Below are 21,350 nucleotides of genomic sequence, written 5' to 3' on the forward strand. Positions count from 1 at the left end.
GCGACGACCAGGAGACCTACCATGTTCACGCGTCGTGACTTCCTCACCACCGCGGGCCTTCTCACCGGCGCCGGCCTGTTCGGCGGCGCCGCCCTGACCGGCCGGCGCAGCCGCGCGGCCGACGGCGACCCGCGGCGCATCGTCATCTTCCTCGAGGGCAACGGCATCCGCCCGGATTGCGTGCGCGACCCGTTGACGCTCGAGACGCTCGCGGGCCACGCCGGCAAGCCGATCGAGAGCAGCCGCGACTACGGCCACGACGATCCGGTCGTCGTCCCGGCCGCGCCGCTCGCCGAGGCGCGCTCGCTCGGCGCGCTCGCCGGCGTCGACGACGACATCTCGCTGGTCGAGCGCGCCTGCCTGGTGCTCGGCTTGTCGGCCACCTACCTCGGCGGCGGCCACTCGACCGACTTCGGGGCGCTCAGCGCCTCGCGGGCCGCCGGCGGCCCGGCCGGCCCGACGATCGAGAGCGTGCTGTCGGCGATCCCCGAGGTCCGCGGCAACACCCCGTTCGACGCCATCCGCATCGGCGTCGGCGCGGCCACGACCCCGCTCAATTACGTCAGCTGTGCCTTCGACGCCGGCAAGCCGGCCCCGCTGCTGCTCAGCCCCGCGGCCGCGTTCGCCTCGCTGTTCGGCTCGGTCGCCTCCGGCCAGGCCGGCGAGGAGTTCGAGACCCGCAAGCAATTGCTGGAGTTCGCGCTCGAGGACGTGACCCGCGAGCTCAAGACCTTCAGCGGCTCGAAGCGCGGGCGGGCCAAGCTCGAGACCTACGAGGCCTCGCTGCTGACCATGCTCGCCCGCAACGACCAGATCCTCGGCATGAAGGGCGCGCTGCAGGCCGTCAAGCCGCTCGGGCCCGGCGAGGCCGACCCCGACCCCTATCAATCGGACGACCCGCTCGAGCAATTGCGCCTGCAGGCCGACATCGCCACCGCCTCGCTGCTCGCCGGATTGACCAATGTCGCCGTCATCTCGTTCGGCGCCGGCAGCTACTACTGGTCGCTGCAATATCCGAGCCTCGTCGACCTCTACCCCGGCCAGCAGATGCTCGGCGGCCACGACCTCCGCCACGGCGAGAGCCCCGCGTTCTACGAGGTGCTCCACGAGGTCACGAGCCGCGGCGTCGCCGAGATGGCGCGCATGGCCCGGACCCTCGCAGCCCACCCCGAGCAGGGCGGCACCATGCTCGACAACACCCTGCTCCTCTACATGTCCGACAACGGCGAGAAGCACCACTCGAACTCCGAGGAGTGGGCCATGCTGCTGCTCGGCGGCAACAACATGGGCTTCAAGACCGACGGCCGCAGCGTCACCTACCCGAAGAGCGGCCACGAGAACAATCGCCAGACGTCCAACCTGTTCAACTCGCTGCTCCACGGCGCCGGCCTGCCGACCGACGACTTCGGCCACAGCGACCCGGCGACGCGGGTCGCGGAGGGCCCGCTCGCCGAGGTCTGGGGCTGACGCTCACGGCGCGCGCCGAAGCGGCCCGCGTCTCAGCCCGCCTCACCCCGCGAGCACGAGCGCGGCAGCGTCAGCGTGAAGCACGTGCCGGCCTCCGCCGACGACTCGACGGTCAGGTTGCCGCGGTGGGCCAGCGCGATCTGCCGCGAAATGTGCAGACCGAGCCCCAGCGACACCCGCGCGTTCGCGTCCGGGTCGGCGCGCTGGAACGGCTCGAACACCGAGCCGAGCCGCTCCGGCGGGATCGGGTCGCCCCAATTGTGCACCGACACCTTCGCTTCGTCGTCGGTCATGTCCCACGCGACCCGCACCACTGAATCAGGCGGGCTGAACTTGAACGCGTTGTCCAGCAGGTTCGTCAGCACCTGCGCGATCCGGTCGGGGTCCCACCAGCCGAGCATCCGCACGTCCGGCCCCGCGCGCTCGACCGCGCGGCACGGATGAATCAGCGTCGCCTCGTCGATCACCTGTCGCAGCAGCAGCCGCAAGTCGGCGGCGGCGGGCTTGACGGGGATCCGCCCCTGATTGCGCTCCTGCGTGAAGTCGAGCAGGTCGCCGATCAGCCGCAACGCCCGCTCGGCGCTGCTCCGCAGGCGGCCGAGCGGGCGGCACACCGATCCGGCCAAATGCGGGGTCCGGTGGATCAGCTCTGCACAATGGACGATGACGGCCAGCGGATTGCGCAGATCGTGCGACACCACCCCGATCAGCTGTCGCTCGTATTCGCGCGCCTTCAGCAGCGCCTCCTGGGCCGCCTCCACGTCGGCCTCGCGCTCGCGCGAGAATTGGTCGACCGCGGCGGCCAACCCCGTCGAGACCGCGTGGACCAGCACCCGCGAGTTGTCGACGTCGAGGCTCGGCTCGGTCTCCGCGAACAGGTCGAACAGGACATCGAGGAGGCTCGCGTACTCGTCGACGACCGCGCGGATGTCGAGGCCGTGGCGGTAGCGCTGCGTCCCGTGCTCGCGGGCCTCCTGCGTCGTCGGCGTCGGCGCGTCGCCCCCGGCGCGCTCGTCGTCGGACGCCCCGCGCCGCAGCGCCGCGGCCAGTTGGTCCAGGAACGCCGGCAGGTTGTCGACCAGCTCCGGCGTCGGCATCGACCGACCGGCCAGCCGGCGCGCCTGGACGCGGTTCAGCCAGCGGTCGATGATCGCCTGCCGGTCGCGCTCCAGCCGCTCGGCCAGCACATGCGCCTGCTGCGAGCGCGTCAGCATCGTCCGGCCAGGGTAGCGGAACACCGTCGGCGCGCCGCCCGGCCGCGACGCAAACGCCGTCGACGGGCGCGCGCACGGCCAGGCCCGCAGCCCCCCGGAGCGCGCGCGTTCGCCCGGCGAGGCCGGCGCCGCGATCGCTTGTCCGCGGTCGCGGCTTCCGCCACCATCGCCTGCGCCGTGCCACGAATCCTCCACGACCTCGCGTGTCTCGACGATCGCCGCCCCAGCCCTTATTGCTGGCGGAGCAAGTACGCCCTGGCCCACAAGGGCCTCGAGTTCGAGGCGCGCCCGCAGGGCTTCCTCGACATCCCGCGGCTCTACGGCGGCGCGCACCGGACCGTGCCGATCCTCGACGACGACGGCCACCTCGTCGGCGACTCGTGGGCCATCGCCGACTACCTCGACGCCCGCTACCCCGATCGGCCGCGCCTGTTCGAAGGGCCAGCCGAGCGCGCGCTCTGTCGATTCACCGAGGCGTGGCTGTTCGGCTCCCTCGTGCCGCTGCTCATGCCGATGCTCGCGCTCGACATCCATGATCACGCGCGGCCCGAGGATCGCGCGTACTTCCGCGAGAGCCGCGAGAAGTGGCTCGGCCGTAGCCTCGAGGCCGCAGCGGCGGGGCGCGAGGAGCGGCTCGGCGACGTGCGCGCGGCCTTGAACCCGCTGCGCCTCAACTTCACCGTCCAGGGCCAGCAGTACATCACCGGCGATCGTCCGGGGTACGCCGACTACATCGCCGCGGGGCTCTTGCAGTGGGTCGCCTCGGTGGCGACGCTGCCGCTGCTCGAGCGCGACGATCCCGTGGTCGCGTGGCTCGAGCGCGTGCGCGACCTGCACGGCGGCCTCGGCCGCACCAGCCCGATGTATGCAATTGCGGCGTGACGATCGCACGGCCGCGCGCTCGGTGAGACCACGACGATCGCCGCGCACCCGTGCGCGGCCGTCTCTGGCATATTCGCCGCATGCCACGCACGCGATCGATCTGCGCGGCGGCGCTGCTCGCCGCGTGCAGCAGTGAGCCCGTCGACACCGCCACCGACACGACCTCGACCTCGACCACGTCCTCCACTCCGGACACCACGGGCACCCAGACCGCGACCACCGGCGACGACACCACCACCGCCGCCGACACCACCTCGACCTCCTCGACCTCGACCTCGCCGACGACCACCGTCGAGCCGACGACCACCGGCACCGTCACCACCACCGGCGACGACACCACCACCACCACCGAGGCGATGCCGAGCGGGCCGAACGTCGACGTGTCCGACCCGCAGCTCTACGAGTTCTCGTTCAAGCCGAACGAGGCCGACCCCGAGGCCTCGCTCGCGCTCGGCACCCAGCTCGCCGAGCTCGACACCACCGTGCCGCTGCAGGGCCGGCTGGTCGTGTACCTGCACGGCGCCGGCGCGCCGACCACCTGCGGCTCGCAGGCGCACGGCGTGGTGCTCGCGCGCATGGGCTTCCACGTGATCCACCCGTGCTACGTCAGCGACTACGGCGTCGGCAACTGCGGCGACGACATCGGCGGCTGCCGCCTCGAGGCGTTCGAGGGCGTCGACCACCACGAATTCATCGACATCCCGCCGCCCGACAGCATCGAGACGCGGGTGGTCAAGATGCTCGAGCACCTGCAGGCGCTGCACCCCGGCGGCGATTGGCAGTACTTCATCGAGGACGGCGAGCCGCGCTGGTCGGAGATCGTGATCTCGGGGATCTCCCACGGCGCCAGCAGCTCGGGCGTGATCGGCATGAACCGCGCGGTCGAGCGCGTGGTCATGCTGTCGGGCCCGCTCGACAGCGACCAGGCCTGGCTGGGGGGCGACCCGCTGACCCCGATCGACCGCTTCTGGGCCTTCACCCACACCGGCGACCAGCAGCACCCCGGCCACCTGCAGAGCTTCGCCGACATGATGCTGCCCGGCGAGCCGTTCGTGGTCGACGGCGCCGCCCCGCCCTACATGGATTCGCACCGCCTCGTCACCTCCGCCCCCACCGGCGACGGCCACGGCTCGACCCAGGCCGGCGGCTCGTCGCCCAAGGACGGCGACCTGTACGTCTTCGAGCCGGTCTGGCGCGCGATGTACGGCGCGGATTGAGCGCTGCGGACAGATGTCCCCGGGGACATCTGAGATGTCTCTTGGGACATGGCGAACGCGCCCCTGCCGATAGTCCCTCGCCGCCCGCACCTGGGGCCGGGAAAGCCTCAGAAAGGGCCCCAGGCCGCGAGCGGCGCACGTTCTCCGAACGGGGAGACCCTTGACGTCGGCCGACGGGACGGGCACACGAAGGGCCGGAGATTGACCGCATGCGTACGACTTTCAATTACGCGCACCTCTCGACCGCCGCCGGCTTCGCCGCGGCATTCGGCCTGCTCGCGCCGTCGCTGGCGCTGGCCGCCACGCTGACCGTGGGCGCCGACAAGCAGTACAAGACCGTGAAGGACGCGGTCGCGGCGGCCAAGAGCGGCGACGTCATCGAGATCGATCCGGGCGAGTACGTCGACGACATCTCGTCGATCAAGGTCGGCGACCTGACCATCCGCGGCGTCGGCGACTCGCGGCCGCACCTGCGGGCCACCGTGCCGCCGCCCAACAAGAAGGGCATCTTCGTCGTCGAGGCCGGCGTCGGCCCGGTCACCGTCGAGAACCTCGAGTTCTCGGGCTCGAAGATCAGCGAGGGCGACGGCAACAACGGCGCCGGCATCCGCGCCCAGGGCACCGACCTCACCGTCCGCAACTGCTACTTCCACGACAACCAGAACGGCATCCTCGCCGGCGACGGGGCGATGACGATCGAGTACTCCGAGTTCGCCTACAACGGCGAGGCCGGCTACGAGCACAACGTCTACATCGGCGTCGCGCCGAAGTTCGTGTTCCGCGGCAACTACTCGCACCACGTCAAGTCGGGCCACGCGGTCAAGTCGCGCGCGCTCGAGAACCACATCGTCTACAACCGCCTGATGGAGGAGGCCGACGGCACCGGCTCGGCGCTGATCGACCTGCCGCAGGGCGGCCTCTCCTACGTGATCGGCAACCTGATCCAGAAGGGGCCGAAGGCGGAGAACAAGTACCGCATCGTCTTCTACAAGGGCGAGGGCGGCACCAACCCCGACCTGCGCCTGTTCGTCAGCCACAACACGTTCGTCAACGACGGCGCGCCCGCCGCGGTGTTCGTCGAGGCCAAGGCCGGCACCGAGGTCAACGTCTACAACAACCTGTTCGTCGGCCCCGGCACGCCGATCAAGACCGGCGACCCCAACACCAAGATCGTCGACCTCGGCAACCTCCAGACCGAGGACGCCGGCCTCGTCGACCGCGCCGGCTACGATTACCACCTGCTGGACGGCGCGCCCGGGATCGACGCCGGCGAGGTCCTCGACGCCCTGCTGATCCCCGATTCGCAGTACCTCCACCCGACCCAGACCGAGGCCCGCCCGGTCGTCGGCGCGCCCGACATCGGCGCCTACGAGTTCGGCGTCGACGAGGGCACCACCGGCGACGACTCGACCACCGGCGACGACTCGACCACCGGCGACGACTCGACCACCGAGCCCGACCCGGGCACGAGCTCCGACGGCCCGACCTCGGGCGGCCCGACCACCGACGACCCGACCTCGGGCGGCCCGACGACGAACGACCCCACCACCGCCGGCGACACCAGCGACGGCGAGACCGCGACCGGCGGCCCCGCGCCGACCACCGAGGGCGGCATCGGCACGACCGACGCGACCGGCGGCGACGCCACCGACACCGACAGCGCCACCGGCTCGGCCGGCGACGACGACGGCGGCTGCGGCTGCCGCAACGACGCCGGCGGCGGCCCTGCGGCGCTGCTGACCGGCCTCGCCGTGCTGGGCATCACGAGCCGCCGCCGCCGCCGGTAGCGGTCGACGGTGAGTGCCTCCGGGGACATGTCGCATGCGACATGTCCCTTTCGCCTCCCGCCCCGCGCTCAGCCGAGCCCCGGCAGCGGCCCGGCGTTGAGCGACGGCTCGCCGAAGCTGTCCCCGGGGACACCCATCGCGTTCATCACCGCGACCAGCAGCTGGTTGTGCGGGACCCCGCCGTACTGCAGGTAGCGCCCGGGCTTGAACGCCCCGCCGGCGCGGCCGAACAGCAGGAACGGCATGTCGTTCTTGTCGTGGGCCCAGCTGTGCTCGGAGCCGTGCAGCACCGCCGTGTGGTCGAGCACCGACCCCTCGGCGTCGGGCGCGGCCTTGAGCGCGCCCACCAGCTTGGCGAGCTGCTGGAGGTGCCAGTCGAGGATCGCCAGGAAGTTGCCGGCCTTGCTCTCGCCGTTGCCGACGTCGGTGAAGTCCTCCCAGAAGTGGGAGATCTCGTGGTGCTCGCGGTAGCCGTAGTCGGGCTCGCCGTCGAACGAGAGCCCGAGCCACGGGAAGTAGCTCGACCCGCCGCCGCCGTTGCGGAAGGTCAGCGTGATCACCCGCGTGATGTCGCACTGGAACGCGAGCACGATCAGCTGCGTCATCGCGTCGAACCACGGCGTCAAATCGTTGTCCGCGATCGGCGGCAGCGCGCCCGGGTCCGGCGGGTCGCACACGACCTCCTTGCCGATCGTCAGCTCGACGGTGCGGATCGCCTCGAGGTGGGCGTCGATGCGCTGCTTGTCCGCGCCGCCGATCTTCGGCGACAGCGCCTCGTAGTCCGACGCCACCCGGTCGAGCACGCTCTTGCGCCGCTTGATCAGCCGCGCCAGCTCGGCCGGGTCGAGGCCCGGGTCGCCGAACAACTGCGCGAACACGTCGAGCGGCTGGACCAGGCGATCGGGCCCGCCGCCGTGCTTGAAGTGCGACAGGCTGCCGTGATTGGCCCACCCGCCCACGGCCCCGAGCTGCAGCGCCGGCAGCCGGGTCGCCGCGCCGAGCTGGTTCGCCAGGTGGATGTCGAGCGAATCGTTGTCGACCCGCCACTCGGGGCCGATCTTGCTGCCCGTGAGCAGCGCCATGCTGCCCTCGCGGTGGCCGTCCTGGACGCCCAGGAGCGCCGACGCCAGGGTGATCCCGCGCAGCACGATCATCTCGTCGCGCACCGCCGCGAACGGCGCCAGGCTCGGGCTCAGGTCGAACTGGGTCTCGCTCTGCACGTTGCTCGGCCACCACTGGGCCGGCGCCATGCCGTTGGGGATGTAGGTGGCGAGGAAGCGCCGCGGCGGAGCGGCGCGGCCGCTGCGGGCCCCCGGCGCGCCGCCGGGGGGATCGTCGCAGCCCATCGCCTCGAGCAGCGGCAGGGCGATCACCGCCCCCGCGGCCCCGCGCAGCGCCGCGCGTCGACTGATGCGACCACTCGCCATCAATTGCCTCCTGCCCGCGGCCGGAACCGGAACGCGTCGGTCTGCGTCAGCGCGATCAGCAGATCGCGCAGGTCGCCGTCCGACCCGTCGAACCGCGCCGTCAGTTCGTCCATCGTGCACGCGTCCTGCCCGGCGCCGGCGCTGCGGCCGTACGCGTGGCGGAAGTACTGCTTCAGCACGCACGCCCGCACCGCCGGCGCGTCGGCCAGCAGGTGCATCATCTCGACCGCGTCGGCGAACTCGCCGTCGATCCCCTGACCCGCCAGGCTGCCCGAGGCGTCGATCGCCGCCCCGCCCTCGTCGGCCATCCACCCGCCGATCGCGCTGTAGTGGCCGAACGCGTGCCCCGGCGCGTTGATGCTCGCGTGGCAGCCCGCGCACGTCGTGCCGTCGGCCTCGGTCAGCGCCTCCCAGCGCGCGCGCGTCGTGTCGCCGAGGTCGTCCGCCGGCGGCTGCATGACGATGTCGGGCGGCGGCGGCGGCGTCTGCCCGCACAGCAGGCGCTCGATCACGAACTTGCCGCGCAGCACCGGCGCCGGCGCGTTCGGCTTGGCCAGCGCGCCGAGGATCGCCGCGTGGGTGAACATCCCCGCCCGCTGCGTCGGGTCGAGCGGCGTCACCTCGAACTCGTCGGTCTGCGGATCGCCGTCCTCCGCCATCAGCCCCGCCGCCGCCGCGTCGACGCCGTAGAGCGGCGCCAGGTCGGCGTTGAGCAGCGCGTACGGGGCCGTCAGCAGGGTCCGCAGGTCGGCCGCCTCGGCGTCGAACAGCACGAGCTCGGCGAACCGCTCGGCCTGCGCGATCAACATGTCCTTCAGGCCATCGAAGCCGGGGAACAGCCCGCCGTCGCGCTGGACCCCGCGCACCGCCCCGAGGTGCAGCCATTCGCGGTGGAGCTGGCGCACCCGCCGGCGCGCGTGCGGGTGCTGCAGCATGCGCTCGGCCTGGGCCGCCAGCTCCTCGGGCGTCGCCAGCAGGCCCTGCTCGGCGGCCGCGAACAGCTCGTCGTCGGGCATCGACCCCCACAGCAGATACGACAGCCGCGCCGCCGTCTCGTACGGCGTGAGGCGGTCGGCCGCGCCGTCGTGCGGGCCGGCGCCGAGCTCGACGCGGTAGAGGAACTGCGGCGATTGCAGCATTCGCATCACCACCAATTCGACGCCCTCGGCGAACCCCTCGCCCTCCGCGATCGCGTCGTCGTAGCTGGCCAGCAGCGCCTCGCGCTCGCCGTCCGCCAGCGGCCGCCGGTACGCCCGCGGCGCGTACGCGTCGACGAATTCGCCCGCGCACGCGCGGTCCGCCGCCGGATCGCCCGCGCACGGCACCAGCTGCGGCAGCGCCGCCACCACTTCGGCGGCGATCGCCTCCGCCGCGCCGAGGTACGTATAGACGTGCTGCCACGAGACCGTCAGCAGCGCGACGTCATTGGTGAAGCCGTTGCTGTCGCCCTCGTAGGCCAGCCGCGCCGCCGGACTCTTCACCACCTCGGCGCCGAACAGGTCGATCACCGTCGCGTTGAACTCGCTGTGCGTGAGCCGGCGGAACACCTGCTCGCCCGGATGCGCCTGCTCGCACGGGCCGAGCGGCTCGCCGGTGGTGCCCGTCCCGGTCGGCGCCTCGCCCTCGCTCGACCCCGTGGTCGGCAGCGTGGTCCCGCCGGGGTCGCTCGCCGTCTCCGCGGTCGCCTCGCTCGCCGAGTCCGCGCCCGCCGGGTCGCCGCAACCGCCGACGACGATCGCCGCCGCCACCACGCCCCGCGCCACGCCGCCTCGCCGCACCCGAGCACCATGGCCGAGCACGCCGCCGGGCGCTATCCGGCGATCCATGGGGTCGCCGAGGCCTCGCACGCGGATCCGCCCGTGACCTCCGCGGACGCCAGCGACGCCGACGCACCCCAGCGTGGGCCGCGGGCCTCGACATTCGCCGACTCGCCAGCTGTCCCTCAGGACAGCTCACTCACGCCCCGGCGATGACGCCCCATGGGTCGCGCCGATCGGCCGCGGGCTCACACCAATCGCGCGACCGGGCAATCGAGGTCGCGCGAATCTACTGGCACGCGTCGGCCGCGAAGTCGCACCAGTTCTCCGACTCCGCCGTGCAGATGTGGACGCACGAATTGCAGGAGAAGTCGCCGCCCTCGGCCAGGCCGACCTGGCTGCAGAACGGCCGCTCCGGCTCGTCGCATTCGCTGTCGACCCCGCCGACCTCGCCGTCGGGCGTACACGGCTTGTAGCACTCGTCGGGGATCGTCACGTCCTCGCAGCCGAGGTCGTCGCACACGAAGTCGCCGGGCTGGCACTCGCGGCGGTAGTCGGGGTCGCCGGTCCCGCCGGTGGTGGTCGGCGTGGTCGTCCCGGGCGAGGTCGTCGCGTCGGTGCCGTCGCCGGTCGTCGTCGTCGCGTCGGTCGTCCCGGGCGTCGTCGTCGCGTCGGTGTCGGTGCCCTTGTCGGTGTCGGAGCAGGCCGGGCTCGTCGCAATGCAATGCAGCGAGAGCGCGGCCGCGAATGCGCGGTGTCGCAAGCCAATCATGGCCCGACCCTACCGCGCCGGCGCGTGCGCCGCAACCGGGCTCGTCCGCAGCCGCGACGCGCGATTTCCTGCGCGCGCTACTCCTCGTCCTCGGCGCTCATGCGGACGTGGACCCGGCCGTCGTCGGCCGGCGCGCTCGCCCGCGCGGCCAGGGCCTTGGCCGCGCCGTCGGGGTCGCCGAGCAGGAGCACCGCCGAGCAGGTGCCCGAGTGCGAGTATTTCGCCTTCTTGCGCAGCACGTAGGCCACGCACTCCTTCAACTTCTTCGGCGCCTTGCCGACCACCTTGGCCTGCAGCAGCTTGCCGTTCTCGAACTCCCACCTCACGGCGATCGCCGCGCCTTCCTTCGCGCACGAGTCGAGCGACTCCTTGCTCTTCGCCACCCCGGCGACCACCTTCGCCAGCGCCGGCTCGCCCTGCGCGACCATGCGGCACGCCAGGTCGCGCGTCTGCAGCCCGCCCGCGCCCAGCTCGGCCGCCTTCGTCGTCAGCTCGAGCTCGACCGGCTTGCCCGCGGCCTCGGTCAGCTGCTTGACCGCGTGACAGGCGTCGTCGAACTGCCACTCGCACGCCTTGGCGAAGTGCTGCTCCGCCCTGGCGACGTCGCGCTTGGTGCCGGTGCCCTCGTGGAACGCGATGGCGGCCTTGAAGCAGCCGTACGCGCTGTGACCGACGCACGCGTTGATGTACGCCGACACCCCGCGCATCTTGGCGTCGGCCGAGTCCTGCGCGAACAGCAGGTCGCCGACGCCGGTGCAGCCGTCGATGTCGCCGAGCTTGCAGCCCTTCTGCATCAGCTCGATGGCCTGCACCGGATCGGCCTCGACCCCGCGGCCGGCGCTCAGCTGCAGGCCCGCCCGCGTACACGCCGCCGACCGCCCGCCGTCACACGCCTTGATCGCGTACTCGAGCTCGATCTGCGGCGTGCCCGTCCCGTCGCGCGCCATGTCCGCCCGGCGCTCGCACGCCTCCGGGTACTCGGCCGCGCACGACTTCTCGTACACCTCTGCCGCCTTCGCCAGGTCGACCGGCCCGCCGCGCCCGGTCTGGTACAGCTCGGCCAGGCGGAAGCACTGGAACCCGTCGTTGCGCTCGCACACCGCCGTCAACGGCTCGCGCGCGTTGTCGTAATCCTTGTAGAACATCGCCGCTTCGGCCTGCTCGACGCACCGCGCGCCCGAGCACGACTCGTCGCCGGACGGCGCCTGCGTCGACTCCTTGTGACAGCCCGCGAGCGCGAGCGAAAAGAGCATGACATCGAAGCGGAGACAGCGACCCTTGCGGCGCACCCCGCCATGAAAAGACCAGGTCCGCGGCCACGTCAACGAAAATCTCGTGGCAGCGCCGATGCAGTCCTTGTATGTCGCTCGGCGCCCAGCGGATACCGGCGCCGCAGCGATGAATCTGCCGCGCCCGCACACGCGCTCACGCGTCGCCCCGGCGCTCGCTTGCGCCCTCGCGCCTGCCTCGTCCGTGCGTCGCGATCGCCGCGGCGCTCGCGTGCGACGCGTCGGCGGGCGCGGGCCTACCGACGTGCGAGCCCGCGGCGCGCCGTCGCCGTGCGCGCCCCGCGATCGACGGTGAGCGGCGGCTCGGCTCGCGTGACACCTGTCCGCTTGCGACGCGGCCCGACGCCCGCTCGTGCTCCACGCATTCGCGGCCGGCAATGTCAACACCGCGGCCGCGGCCACACCCCGCGGAGCGGTCGATGACGCGAGCTCCGCCGGCCCCGCGGCCATCCTGGGGGGTCGAGACCACAACGCGCCAAATTGCCGTGAATCCCCCATTTATGTGCAAATAGGCGGCCCTGCGCCGGTGCTCGCGTAGACTCGCGGGCGATGCAGAGGGAAACGACGATCGCAGTGGTAGTGGCGGGGTTCGCCGTCGCCGCCTGTCCTGGCAATCAGGGCACGATGACGACCGACAGCAGCGACCCGACCGGCGGCACCGCCGGCGAGACCACCGGCCCGAGCGAGACCACGGCGAGCGTCGGTTCGACCACCGCCGAGCCGCCGACCGGCACGACGGCGACCACCGCCGTCAGCGCCACCGACGACCCTGCGACCACGACCACGACCACCGGCGAGCCCGGCACCACCACCCATCTCACCACCGGCGATTCGACCACCACCACCACCGGCAATCCCGGCACCACCACCGGCGGCCCGGTCGATTGCAGCGACGAGCCGCCGATCCCCGCCGGCCCCGACGTCGTGCTCGCGCCGGAGTTCGCCGAATTTTACAAGACCTACGAGCTCGGCCAGGTCCCGGGGATCCCCACCGACTCGCGGCTCGGCGGCTGCGTGATCTCCAACGAGGACCCGAACCTCCTCCTGGTCGCCGGCGACTCCGAGACCGCGACCGGCAAGGTGTGGGCGATCGAGGTCGTGCGCGGCAATTGCGACCACATCGTCAACTTCAAGGGCGTCGCCCAGCTCGTCGCCGACACCCCCTACGTCGACGCCAACCTGGCCCTGGTCGAGTCCGGCCTGATGTTCTACACCGCCTGGCCGATCAACCAGATCGGCCAATTGCTGCCCGGGCAGATGGCCCCCGCCGTCACCACCGACATGGCCGCGCTCGGCGTCGAGAACTCCGTCAGCGGCCTCGGCTTCGTCCCCCCCGGCTTCGTCGACGCCGGCGGCATGCGCACGATCACCTGGCCGGGCGGCAAATGGTATCACCTCGACCGCACCGCCAATGGCGACACCTTCACCCTCGCCAACGCCCAGCAGACCGCCGCGCTCCCGTTCGGCCCCGGCGGCTTCGCCTACGTGCCCAAGGGCTCGCCCGGGTTCGAGGTCGACCACCTGATCGTCTCCGAGTGGTCGGCCGGCACCGTCGGCGTCTACCGGGTCGACGACCAGGGCGACCCGCTGCCGGAGTCGCGCAAGGACTTTTACCTCGACTTCCCGAGCCCGTGGGGCGCCTACTTCGAGCCGCTCACCGGCGACTTCATGTTCCTGACCTGGGGCGCCGGGCAGGACCGGATCTACATCGTCCAGGGCTTCGAGCCGCCGCCGCCGATCCCGCAATGAGGGCAGCGCGTCGGCCCCGACGACGACGATTCACCGGCCGCTCGCTCCATCCTTGTCTTGCCGCAGCGGCGCCTGCACGCGCGGGTGCGGCCCCGTGCGCGCCGGCGGCGTCACCCAGCCGAGGCGATGCGACACCACCCGCAGCGCGAACGTCGCCGCGATCGCCACCCCCGCCGCTCGCGGCGGCCGCCACTCGAGCGCCACCGTCAGCAGGCAGAACAGCGCCGCGCCGGCGCCTGCCACCAATGCGTAGTACTCGCCGGGCTTGAACAGGAACGGCTCCTCGCGCACCAGCACGTCGCGCAGAAGGCCGCCGCCGACGGCATTGATCACGCCGATGAAGCTCGCCGCGCCGACGCCGAGCCCGAGCGCCAGCGACTTCTGCACCCCGACCACCGCGTAGGTGCCGAGGCCGATCGCGTCGACCACGAACAGGAGCCCGCGGATCCGGTCGAGCGCCGCCGCGAAGAAGTAGCCGACCACGCTGGCGATCAGCACCACCAGCAAGTAGCGCGAGTCCTGCACGCACACCGGCGGGCCCTGCTGCAGGAACAGCCCGTCGCGCAAGAGCCCGCCGCCGACGCCGGTCGCCAGCGCGACCACGAACAGCCCCACCGGGTCGTAGCCGCGGCGCGCGGCCAGCAGCGCGCCGCTGAGGCCGAACAGCAGCGTCGCGCCGAGGTCGAAGTAGAGCGGCAGCTGGAAGAACTCCTCGGGGCGGACGGCGACCACCTGTCCATCATAGCCCCCGGCGAGCGCGCGCGGATCCGCCGACACCGGTGCGCCGTCGCCGACCGCCGCCGGCCGCTGCTACCATCGGCCGCATGGCCACGCAGTCGATCGACATCGTCAACAACCCCGCCAACCCGGCCAATCCCAGCACCGAGCAGCTGCTCGACCTGCCCGCGGGCGGCACCGTCGAGCTCTACGGCGAGAAGCCCGGCGCGGCCCTGGTGGTGCGCGTCACGGGCTTGAAGCGCGAGGCCGAACACGGCGGTCAGTTCCTCATCGAGGGCTTCGTCCGCCTGCCGGGCGAGACCGAGGAGGCGCGGGTCGAGAGCAGCTTCTACAACGCCGCCACCGGCCGCGGCACCCTCCACGTCGACGCCCGGTTCGCCGAGCGCTACCTGGCGCTGTCCGACTCGATCTCCGACGTCACCTACGTCGCTCGCCCGCGCTGACCCGCATCACGCCTGCGCGTCGCGGTCAAGGCCGCACCGCCGCCGTGCAGCGGGCAGGCCCCCGCGATCGCCGCGGACCACTTCGCACCTGTCGCGCCGCGCCGCGTACGACCTGCTCGCCGCGCAGCGGCAGCCTTCCGTGCTGTCGCGTCGCGACGCCGCGATCGGGCCCTCGGCGATCCGCCGCGCCGGCCCTCGGGGCGCCCCGCGGCTCGCGGTGTGATCCGGCCGGCAACACCGCGCGCGCCGGGCCTCTAGACTCCGCGCGCCATGTCCACGCCCGACAAAATGTCCACGAGCGATCGCGTCATCATCGGCCTGCTGGCGTTCTTCGTCTGCATCGCCTTCTCGCTCGAGCTCTACTGGATCGTCTACAACGACAGCTTGGTCGCCCGCGCCGACCACGAGCTGTTCGCCAGGCTGTTCCAGATCTACGGCGACGCCGACCGGGCCTACTACGACCGCGTCACGCCGATGGCGATCGGCCTCGAGCAGATCAACGTGTTCGTCACCCAGATCGTCAACATCTGGCTGGTGTGGGCCATCGTCCAGCGCGCGTACTACCGCCACATCCTCCAGCTCGTCGTCGGCTCGTACCTCGCCTACTCGGTGGTGCTCTACTTCTGGGCCGCGCACGTCACCGGCTACCCCGACATGCGCTACCAGTCGCCCTACACGTTCTTCCTGTTCTACGCGCCCAACCTGCCGTGGCTGCTCGGCTACGCCTACATGGCCTGGGACTCGATCCGCCACCTCGGCGCGCGCCTGCGCGGCGACGCCTCGGCCGCGTGATCGCGCCTCGCGGCATCGCCCGCCGCGGCGCTCCGCGGCCCACGTGCCAACGTCGGCCGCGGAGCACCCGCGTGACCACGTTGAAGCCCTTTCGTTACGGCGCCACCCGCGAGCTGGCGACCACCCCGATCTTCCGCCTGCAGGAGATCGAGGCCGAGCACCCGCGCACCGGCAGCCTGCGGCCGTACGTCACCCTCGACGCGCCCGACTGGGTCAACCTCGTCGCCCTCACCCCCGAGGGTCAGCTCGTGCTGGTCCGCCAGTGGCGGCACGGCACCCGCCGCTTCGAGCTCGAGCTGCCGGCCGGCGCGATCGAGCCGGGCGAGACGCCGGAGCAGGCGGCCGCGCGCGAGCTGCTCGAAGAGACAGGTTACTCCGCCGCCTCGATCGTCCGCCTCGGCGAGGTCGCCCCCAACGCCGCGTTCCAGGGCAACCGCTGCTTCACCGTCCTCGCCGAGGGCTGCCGCCGCACCGGCGAACCGCCTTCGACGAGGGCGAGGACATCGAGATCGTCCTGTGCAGCCCCGCCGACCTGCGCCCCCAGGTCGGCGACACCGTGATCAACTCGATGGTCATCTGCGGCCTCTACTGGTGGTTCGAGCGCCAGGGCCGCGTCGCCTGGCCCTGAGGACATGTCCTGGCGACAGCCTCACGCCGTGGGCACCGTGCCGCCGTCGATGACGTATTCGGTGCCGGTGATGGCGGCCGCCCGGGGCGACACCAGGAACGCGATCAGGTCCGCGACCTCGCGCGGCTGCGCGGGCCTCCCCAGCGGGATCCCGCCGAGCGAGTCCATGATAATCTTCTGGCCGCCCTCGTAGTCGGTGCCGGCTTCGGCGGCCAGCCGCTCGGCCAGCCGCACCGAGGCCTCGGTCTCCACCCATCCCGGCGACACCCGGACCACGCGCACGCCCCTGGAAGCGACCTCCTTGGCGAGCGCCTTGCTGTACGTCGACAGGGCCGCCTTCGCCGCGGCGTACGCCGTCGTCGACTCGGGCAGCGGCAGCTCGTGCTGGATCGAGGTCACGTGGACGATCACGCCCGCACGCTGCGCGAGCATCGTCGGCACGAGCGCGCGGTCGAGGCGCACCGCGGGCATCAGGTTGAGGTCGAGCTCCTTTTGCCACTCCTGGTCGTCGAGCGCCGCGAAGCCGCCGCCCGGGGCGCTCGAGCCGCCCAGCACGTGGACGATGACGTCGATGCCGCCGAGGAGCTCCAGCGCCCCGCGGGCGATCGTCTCGCAGCCCGCCGGCGTGGTCGCGTCCGCGGCGATGTAGTGGACCCCGCCCGGCGCCTCGGTCGGGACCGTACGCGCCGTCGCGACCACGCGCGCGCCCGCCTGGCGCAGCGCCGTGACCACGGCGCCGCCGATGCCCTTGGTTCCGCCGGTGACGAGCACGCGGCGACCCGTCAGCTCGAGATCGAACGACATCAGCCGACCTCCGAGCGGGAGGTGGAGCCACCCTGCAGCGTGAACTGAGACCGCAGATCGAGCAGGCCGTTCGGAGCGCCGCCCGAGACCAGCCGCGATTGTTCGAGGGACATCGATTGCATGTCCCACTATTTAAAGAGGCCGTCGCCGGCCGCAAGAGCGCACGGAAAAGTGAGGAGCTTACTCGCGGGTAAGCATGCAAGATGCCGCTGCCGGTGCAGACGCGCAGCGTCCGAGCGCCGCGTCCTCTGCCGCCTCTCGCAGCAGCACGACGCCGCCGCGGTCGAGCGACGAGGCGTCGCCGACGCATAACCCCGTCTATGATCATTCGTACGGCGAGGGCGACCTCGTCGACATCGCCCCATGGGCGCATCGCGGCGCTTCTTCACCGTCGAGGCATCGCCCGGACCCGCGCGGGCCGCACGTCACCCGGAGGCCGCTCGAGCGGGCTCTTCCGCGTCGACGGCGCGCCGCACCCCGACCGCAGGAGCGCCCTCAGCGCCCGTCCACGCCGGCTCGACGCTCCCCGAGCGCTCCGCCCGCGTGCCCCCGGGATGCCGCCGACTCATGCACCGCCGCGAGCCCGGCCCGCGCGCATTCGAGGTCCTGCTCGCCCGTCCCCCCCGCTGACCCCGATCGCCCCGATCTGCCGCCCCTCGACCACGATCGGCAGCCCGGCCCCGACCGCCCCGAGCCGCGGCAACCGCGACACGCCCGGCGGGAGCACCTCGCTCGGCGGCGCCGGCCCGAACAGCGCGGTGAAGGCCTTGCTCTGCGCCACCTCGACGCTGACCAGCGGCGCTCCCGCCATGCGACACAGCGCCACCACCACCCCGCTCTCGTCGAGCACGGCCACCGATCGCGGCACCCCGAGCGCGCCCGCCCGCTGGACGACGGCGAAGACGACCGCCTGGGCCGTCAGTTGCGAGACGCTGAATTTCACGTGGCTCGATTCCATGGTCGTCCTTCCGCTGTGCCGCCCACTCGATTTCGTACCGCCATTGGCCGCATGACCGCGGTTCCATCTGCCAAAACGACGCCCGCGACCCGCCGGCCCCCTGCTACCGCAACCGCGGCGAATGATACTCGAGTCACGCGGGGCCGGCGCGGCCCTCGACACCGGCCGCAGCGCCGCCGGGCTCGCAGCCGCGCGAGGCCCCGGCAATGTTTCGACTCGCCCGCCCCTGTTCCCAGATCCTTGCGTCCGCGATTGCGACCGCACCGGCGGGTGCGGACAGCGCCCGCAGCCCCCGACTCGCGGCCTGCGAGCAACAGCGCGGGCCCCCGCCGACCAGCCCCCTCGTCGGCCGACGCGAACGGCGCGCACGCACGCCATCGCGCGCCGCAGGCCACGATCGCCGCGCACGCCATCCCTCGCCCGCCGAGAACACCGTAGCCACTCGGGTCGCAATACCCACAGCCCGTGCTGCCACCATTTCGCCGCACCGATTCGCGCTCGCATTTTTTTCGGTTACCTGTCCGAAAGACCACCTCACGAACCCGGCCCGCCCTGAGTTCGCTCACGATTCGGCGCAATGGCGCGAGTCTCCGCACCCGCTGCGAACGTCGAGCGCGACGCAGACCGCCGCACTCGCCCCGCTTCGCCCCAGCTCGCCACCGCTGCCGACGTCCACGCCGAGGCTCGCCGACCCCCGCCAGCGCCTCCACCCGCCGGCGAAGACCTCCTCGATCTCGCACCGCCGACACGACATTTCGCGGGGCCGGATCATCCCGCCGCCGCACGCGCCGCGACCTCACGCGCCACACGTCGAGATCCCGCAGCCCACCGCACCGCATGCTCGGCTCGCGAACGCGTCGCGACGCCATGGTCGCGCGAGCGCGGCGAGAGTCCGCCGCCTGCGATCGCCGTCCTCCTCGCGCCGCCGGCCGTGCGCGTCGCTCGTGGTAGCGTCCGCGCGATGCATCGCGCTCGAATCGTCGCTGCCAGTGTTTCACGTCCATCGGCGCCGCTGCGCCGGAGCCTCGGCCTGGCTGGATGCCTGTGGCTGGCGGCCTGCCCGAATACGCCGTCCACGAGCGGCACCGAGACCGACACCGCCGGCAGCACCAGCGGCACCGAGACCACCACCGACGCCCAGACCACGACCCCGCCGACCACCACCGTCCCCACCACCTCGACGACGACGAGCACCACCGAGACGTCGACGGACACCGCCACCACGACCACGACCGGCGACACCGACACCGGCGGCGACGGCGTGTGCGGCGACGGCACGCTCGACGCCGGCGAGCAGTGCGACGACGGGGCCGACAACGGCCCGGGCGAGGCCTGCAACGCCGCCTGCGTCCTCAACGTCTGCGGCGACGGCGACGCCGGCCCGCGCGAGGAGTGCGACGACGGTGCCGACAACGCCGACGGCAACAGCTGCAAGGCCGACTGCACCGACAACGTCTGCGGCGACGGGGCCAAGGGCCCCGGCGAGGGCTGCGACGACGGCGACGACGTCGACGACGACGAGTGCAACAACATGTGCGCGCTCGCCTCGTGCGGCGACGCGATCGTCGGCCCGACCGAGGAGTGCGACGACGGCGACACCGACAGCACCGACGAATGCACCGAGACCTGCACCCTCGCCGCCTGCAGCGACGGCCACCTGCAGACCGGCGCCGGCGAGGAGTGCGACGACGGCCCCGACAACGCCGATGCCGCCGCCTGCACCAGCGCATGCAAGCTCGCCGTGTGCGGCGACGGCCACGTCTTCGACACCGGCGACGGCCTCGAACAGTGCGACAACGGCGGCGACAACGGCCCCGGCAAGGCCTGCAAGGCCGACTGCCAGCTCAACGTCTGCGGCGACGGCGACCAGGGCCCCGACGAGGCCTGCGACGACGGCAACCTCGATCCCGGCGACGGCTGCTCCGCGACTTGCAAGCTCGAGGCCTGCGGCAACAGCGTGCTCGACCCCGGCGAGGCCTGCGACGACGGCCAGAACGGCGACAACGACGACGGCTGCACCGACCTGTGCACGCTGCCCGCCTGCGGCGACGGCTTCGAGCAGCCGAGCGAGGGCGAGGGCTGCGACCTCGGCCCGCAGAACAGCGACAGCGGCGCCTGCACCCTCGCCTGCGCCGACGCCTCGTGCGGCGACGGCCTCGTCCACGCCGACGTCGAGCAGTGCGACGACGGCGCCAACAACGGCCCCGGCAAGGCCTGCAAGGCCGGCTGCCTCGCCAACGTCTGCGGCGACGGCGACCAGGGCCCCGGCGAGGGCTGCGACGACGGCAACACCAAGGACGACGACGCCTGCACCAGCGCCTGCAAGCCGGCCACCTGCGGCGACGGCATCAAGCAGCCCGGCGAGGCGTGCGACCTCGGCGACGCCAACGCCAACACCGGCGCCTGCACCCTGACCTGCACCCTGCCCGCCTGCGGCGACGGCTTCGTCCAGGCCGGCGACGGCGAGGCCTGCGACGACGGCAACCTGTCGAGCAGCGACGCCTGCCTCGCCACCTGCCAGCCCGCCGCCTGCCACGACAACATCCTCCACGTCGGCGTCGAGCAGTGCGACGACGGCAACACCGACGACACCGACGCCTGCGTGCTCGAGTGCCTCGACGCCACCTGCGGCGACGGCCTGCTCCACGCCGGCGTCGAGCAGTGCGACGACGACAACACCGTCGCCACCGACGCCTGCACCGACGCGTGCAAGCCCGCCACCTGCGGCGACGGCATCGTCTGGGCCGGCCACGAGGAGTGCGACGACGCCAACGCCGACAACGACGACGCCTGCACCAACACGTGCACGCTCGGCCTGTGCGTCAACGGCATCCCGAACGCCGGCGAGCTCGGCGTCGACTGCGGCGGCCCCTGCCCGAAGCAGTGCCTGGTGATCAACGAGGTCGACTACGACCAGCCGGGCACCGACACCGCCGAGTTCGTCGAGATCTTGAACGTCTCGAGCGGCCCGGTGAGCCTCGCCGGGCACTGGCTGGTGCCGGTCAACGGCTCGAACAAACAGAGCTACATGCCGGTCGACCTCGGCGCGTCGTTCCCCACCCTCGCCGCGGGCCAGTACCTCGTCGTCATCTGGGGCGACACGGCCGTCCCCGGAGGCCAGCTCAAGCTGACCGCCAACGTGACGAGCAACCTCTTGCAGAACGGCTCCCCCGACGGCGTGGCGCTGCTCCACGTGCCGAGCAAGCAGTACATCGACGCCCTGTCCTATACCGGCGAGATCAACGGCGTGACCTTCATGGGCGTCGGCCCCTTCAACCTCGTCGAGGGCGTGCCGGCCAACCTCATCGACGGCGGCGCCGGCTCGCTGAGCCGGATCCCCAACGGCATCGACACCGACCAGATGGGCGTCGACTGGAAGTTCGTCGCCACCTCGACCCCGGGCGCCGCCAACGCGCCGTGAACCCT

The 21,350-nt window shown here is 72.3% G+C and carries 17 protein-coding genes; 9 read left to right on the forward strand and 8 right to left on the reverse strand.

What is annotated here, in order from left to right:
• Positions 1–21: 21 nt before the first annotated feature.
• Positions 22–1,467, forward strand: a complete 1,446-nt coding sequence (locus NAEX_RS11135) for a DUF1552 domain-containing protein (RefSeq protein ID WP_096327490.1) — start codon at positions 22–24, stop codon at positions 1,465–1,467.
• Between the two features lie 32 nt (positions 1,468–1,499).
• Here NAEX_RS11135 and NAEX_RS11140 read toward each other — a convergent pair whose 3' ends face one another.
• Positions 1,500–2,681 carry a sensor histidine kinase gene (locus NAEX_RS11140; RefSeq protein ID WP_143140985.1) on the reverse strand — a complete coding sequence of 394 codons (1,182 nt, stop codon included), beginning with the start codon at positions 2,679–2,681 and terminating at the stop codon, positions 1,500–1,502.
• A gap of 177 nt (positions 2,682–2,858) precedes the next feature.
• On the opposite strand from NAEX_RS11140, the gene NAEX_RS11145 reads away from it, so the two are divergent.
• The 3 genes from NAEX_RS11145 to NAEX_RS11155 all read left to right on the forward strand — a co-directional run bounded on the left by NAEX_RS11145 (position 2,859) and on the right by NAEX_RS11155 (position 6,567).
• Complete coding sequence (locus tag NAEX_RS11145) at positions 2,859–3,563, forward strand: glutathione S-transferase family protein (protein ID WP_096333581.1); 705 nt, start codon at positions 2,859–2,861, stop codon at positions 3,561–3,563.
• An 80-nt stretch (positions 3,564–3,643) separates the two neighbouring features.
• Positions 3,644–4,780 (forward strand): BPSS1187 family protein, encoded by a 1,137-nt coding sequence (locus NAEX_RS50000; protein ID WP_170135640.1) that lies wholly within the window; start codon positions 3,644–3,646, stop codon positions 4,778–4,780.
• A gap of 209 nt (positions 4,781–4,989) precedes the next feature.
• The gene (locus NAEX_RS11155) at positions 4,990–6,567 is read left to right on the forward strand and encodes a right-handed parallel beta-helix repeat-containing protein (RefSeq protein WP_096327492.1); all 1,578 of its coding nucleotides are present in this window, start codon (positions 4,990–4,992) and stop codon (positions 6,565–6,567) included.
• Positions 6,568–6,635: 68 nt separating this feature from the next.
• Here the strand turns inward: NAEX_RS11155 and NAEX_RS11160 are convergent, their stop codons facing one another.
• The 4 genes from NAEX_RS11160 to NAEX_RS11175 form a co-directional block, all read right to left on the reverse strand.
• Positions 6,636–7,994 (reverse strand): DUF1552 domain-containing protein, encoded by a 1,359-nt coding sequence (locus tag NAEX_RS11160; protein ID WP_096327493.1) that lies wholly within the window; start codon positions 7,992–7,994, stop codon positions 6,636–6,638.
• Positions 7,994–9,772, reverse strand: coding sequence for a DUF1592 domain-containing protein (locus NAEX_RS11165; RefSeq protein ID WP_143140986.1), 1,779 nt, complete (start codon positions 9,770–9,772; stop codon positions 7,994–7,996). The genes NAEX_RS11160 and NAEX_RS11165 overlap by 1 nt, the downstream gene beginning before the upstream one ends.
• Before the next feature lie 268 nt (positions 9,773–10,040).
• Positions 10,041–10,523, reverse strand: a complete 483-nt coding sequence (locus tag NAEX_RS52040) for a hypothetical protein (RefSeq protein ID WP_177325989.1) — start codon at positions 10,521–10,523, stop codon at positions 10,041–10,043.
• A gap of 77 nt (positions 10,524–10,600) precedes the next feature.
• Positions 10,601–11,776, reverse strand: a complete 1,176-nt coding sequence (locus tag NAEX_RS11175; protein ID WP_096327496.1) for a tetratricopeptide repeat protein — start codon at positions 11,774–11,776, stop codon at positions 10,601–10,603.
• Between the two features lie 585 nt (positions 11,777–12,361).
• Here NAEX_RS11175 and NAEX_RS11180 point away from each other — a divergent pair.
• On the forward strand, positions 12,362–13,561 hold the full coding sequence (locus NAEX_RS11180; RefSeq protein ID WP_143140988.1) for a hypothetical protein: 1,200 nt from the start codon (positions 12,362–12,364) through the stop codon (positions 13,559–13,561).
• Between the two features lie 30 nt (positions 13,562–13,591).
• Here the strand turns inward: NAEX_RS11180 and NAEX_RS11185 are convergent, their stop codons facing one another.
• Entirely contained in the window at positions 13,592–14,293 is a 702-nt protein-coding gene (locus NAEX_RS11185) for a trimeric intracellular cation channel family protein (RefSeq protein ID WP_096327498.1), read from the reverse strand.
• A gap of 92 nt (positions 14,294–14,385) precedes the next feature.
• Here NAEX_RS11185 and NAEX_RS11190 point away from each other — a divergent pair, with 92 nt between their 5' ends.
• The 3 genes from NAEX_RS11190 to NAEX_RS53760 all read left to right on the forward strand — a co-directional run bounded on the left by NAEX_RS11190 (position 14,386) and on the right by NAEX_RS53760 (position 16,094).
• The gene (locus NAEX_RS11190; protein ID WP_096327499.1) at positions 14,386–14,742 is read left to right on the forward strand and encodes a hypothetical protein; all 357 of its coding nucleotides are present in this window, start codon (positions 14,386–14,388) and stop codon (positions 14,740–14,742) included.
• Positions 14,743–15,012: 270 nt separating this feature from the next.
• Complete coding sequence (locus tag NAEX_RS11195; protein WP_096327500.1) at positions 15,013–15,534, forward strand: EXPERA domain-containing protein; 522 nt, start codon at positions 15,013–15,015, stop codon at positions 15,532–15,534.
• A gap of 71 nt (positions 15,535–15,605) precedes the next feature.
• Entirely contained in the window at positions 15,606–16,094 is a 489-nt protein-coding gene (locus NAEX_RS53760) for an NUDIX hydrolase (protein ID WP_275937587.1), read from the forward strand.
• Between the two features lie 89 nt (positions 16,095–16,183).
• On the opposite strand, the gene NAEX_RS11205 is transcribed toward NAEX_RS53760, so the two are convergent.
• On the reverse strand, positions 16,184–16,966 hold the full coding sequence (locus NAEX_RS11205) for an SDR family oxidoreductase (RefSeq protein WP_096327502.1): 783 nt from the start codon (positions 16,964–16,966) through the stop codon (positions 16,184–16,186).
• A 565-nt stretch (positions 16,967–17,531) separates the two neighbouring features.
• Positions 17,532–17,924: a GlcG/HbpS family heme-binding protein gene (locus NAEX_RS50005; RefSeq protein ID WP_170135641.1), complete on the reverse strand. Its 393-nt coding sequence runs from the start codon at positions 17,922–17,924 to the stop codon at positions 17,532–17,534.
• A 961-nt stretch (positions 17,925–18,885) separates the two neighbouring features.
• Between NAEX_RS50005 and NAEX_RS11220 the strand changes: the two genes are divergently transcribed.
• Positions 18,886–21,345, forward strand: coding sequence for a DUF4215 domain-containing protein (locus NAEX_RS11220; protein WP_096327505.1), 2,460 nt, complete (start codon positions 18,886–18,888; stop codon positions 21,343–21,345).
• Positions 21,346–21,350 lie beyond the last annotated feature (5 nt).

Origin of the sequence: Nannocystis exedens (genome assembly GCF_002343915.1) — a bacterium.
GTDB lineage: Bacteria > Myxococcota_A > Polyangia > Nannocystales > Nannocystaceae > Nannocystis > Nannocystis exedens.

What these genes read in the sequence shown, in the direction of transcription:
- NAEX_RS11135 (WP_096327490.1), top strand. Translation starts at nt 22, where the DNA reads ATGTTCACGCGTCGTGACTTCCTCACCACCGCGGGCCTTCTCACCGGC.
- NAEX_RS11140 (WP_143140985.1), bottom strand. Translation starts at nt 2,681, where the DNA reads ATGCTGACGCGCTCGCAGCAGGCGCATGTGCTGGCCGAGCGGCTGGAG.
- NAEX_RS50000 (WP_170135640.1), top strand. Translation starts at nt 3,644, where the DNA reads ATGCCACGCACGCGATCGATCTGCGCGGCGGCGCTGCTCGCCGCGTGC.
- NAEX_RS11155 (WP_096327492.1), top strand. Translation starts at nt 4,990, where the DNA reads ATGCGTACGACTTTCAATTACGCGCACCTCTCGACCGCCGCCGGCTTC.
- NAEX_RS11160 (WP_096327493.1), bottom strand. Translation starts at nt 7,994, where the DNA reads ATGGCGAGTGGTCGCATCAGTCGACGCGCGGCGCTGCGCGGGGCCGCG.
- NAEX_RS52040 (WP_177325989.1), bottom strand. Translation starts at nt 10,523, where the DNA reads ATGATTGGCTTGCGACACCGCGCATTCGCGGCCGCGCTCTCGCTGCAT.
- NAEX_RS11175 (WP_096327496.1), bottom strand. Translation starts at nt 11,776, where the DNA reads ATGCTCTTTTCGCTCGCGCTCGCGGGCTGTCACAAGGAGTCGACGCAG.
- NAEX_RS11180 (WP_143140988.1), top strand. Translation starts at nt 12,362, where the DNA reads ATGCAGAGGGAAACGACGATCGCAGTGGTAGTGGCGGGGTTCGCCGTC.
- NAEX_RS11190 (WP_096327499.1), top strand. Translation starts at nt 14,386, where the DNA reads ATGGCCACGCAGTCGATCGACATCGTCAACAACCCCGCCAACCCGGCC.
- NAEX_RS11195 (WP_096327500.1), top strand. Translation starts at nt 15,013, where the DNA reads ATGTCCACGCCCGACAAAATGTCCACGAGCGATCGCGTCATCATCGGC.
- NAEX_RS11205 (WP_096327502.1), bottom strand. Translation starts at nt 16,966, where the DNA reads ATGTCGTTCGATCTCGAGCTGACGGGTCGCCGCGTGCTCGTCACCGGC.
- NAEX_RS50005 (WP_170135641.1), bottom strand. Translation starts at nt 17,924, where the DNA reads ATGGAATCGAGCCACGTGAAATTCAGCGTCTCGCAACTGACGGCCCAG.
- NAEX_RS11220 (WP_096327505.1), top strand. Translation starts at nt 18,886, where the DNA reads ATGCATCGCGCTCGAATCGTCGCTGCCAGTGTTTCACGTCCATCGGCG.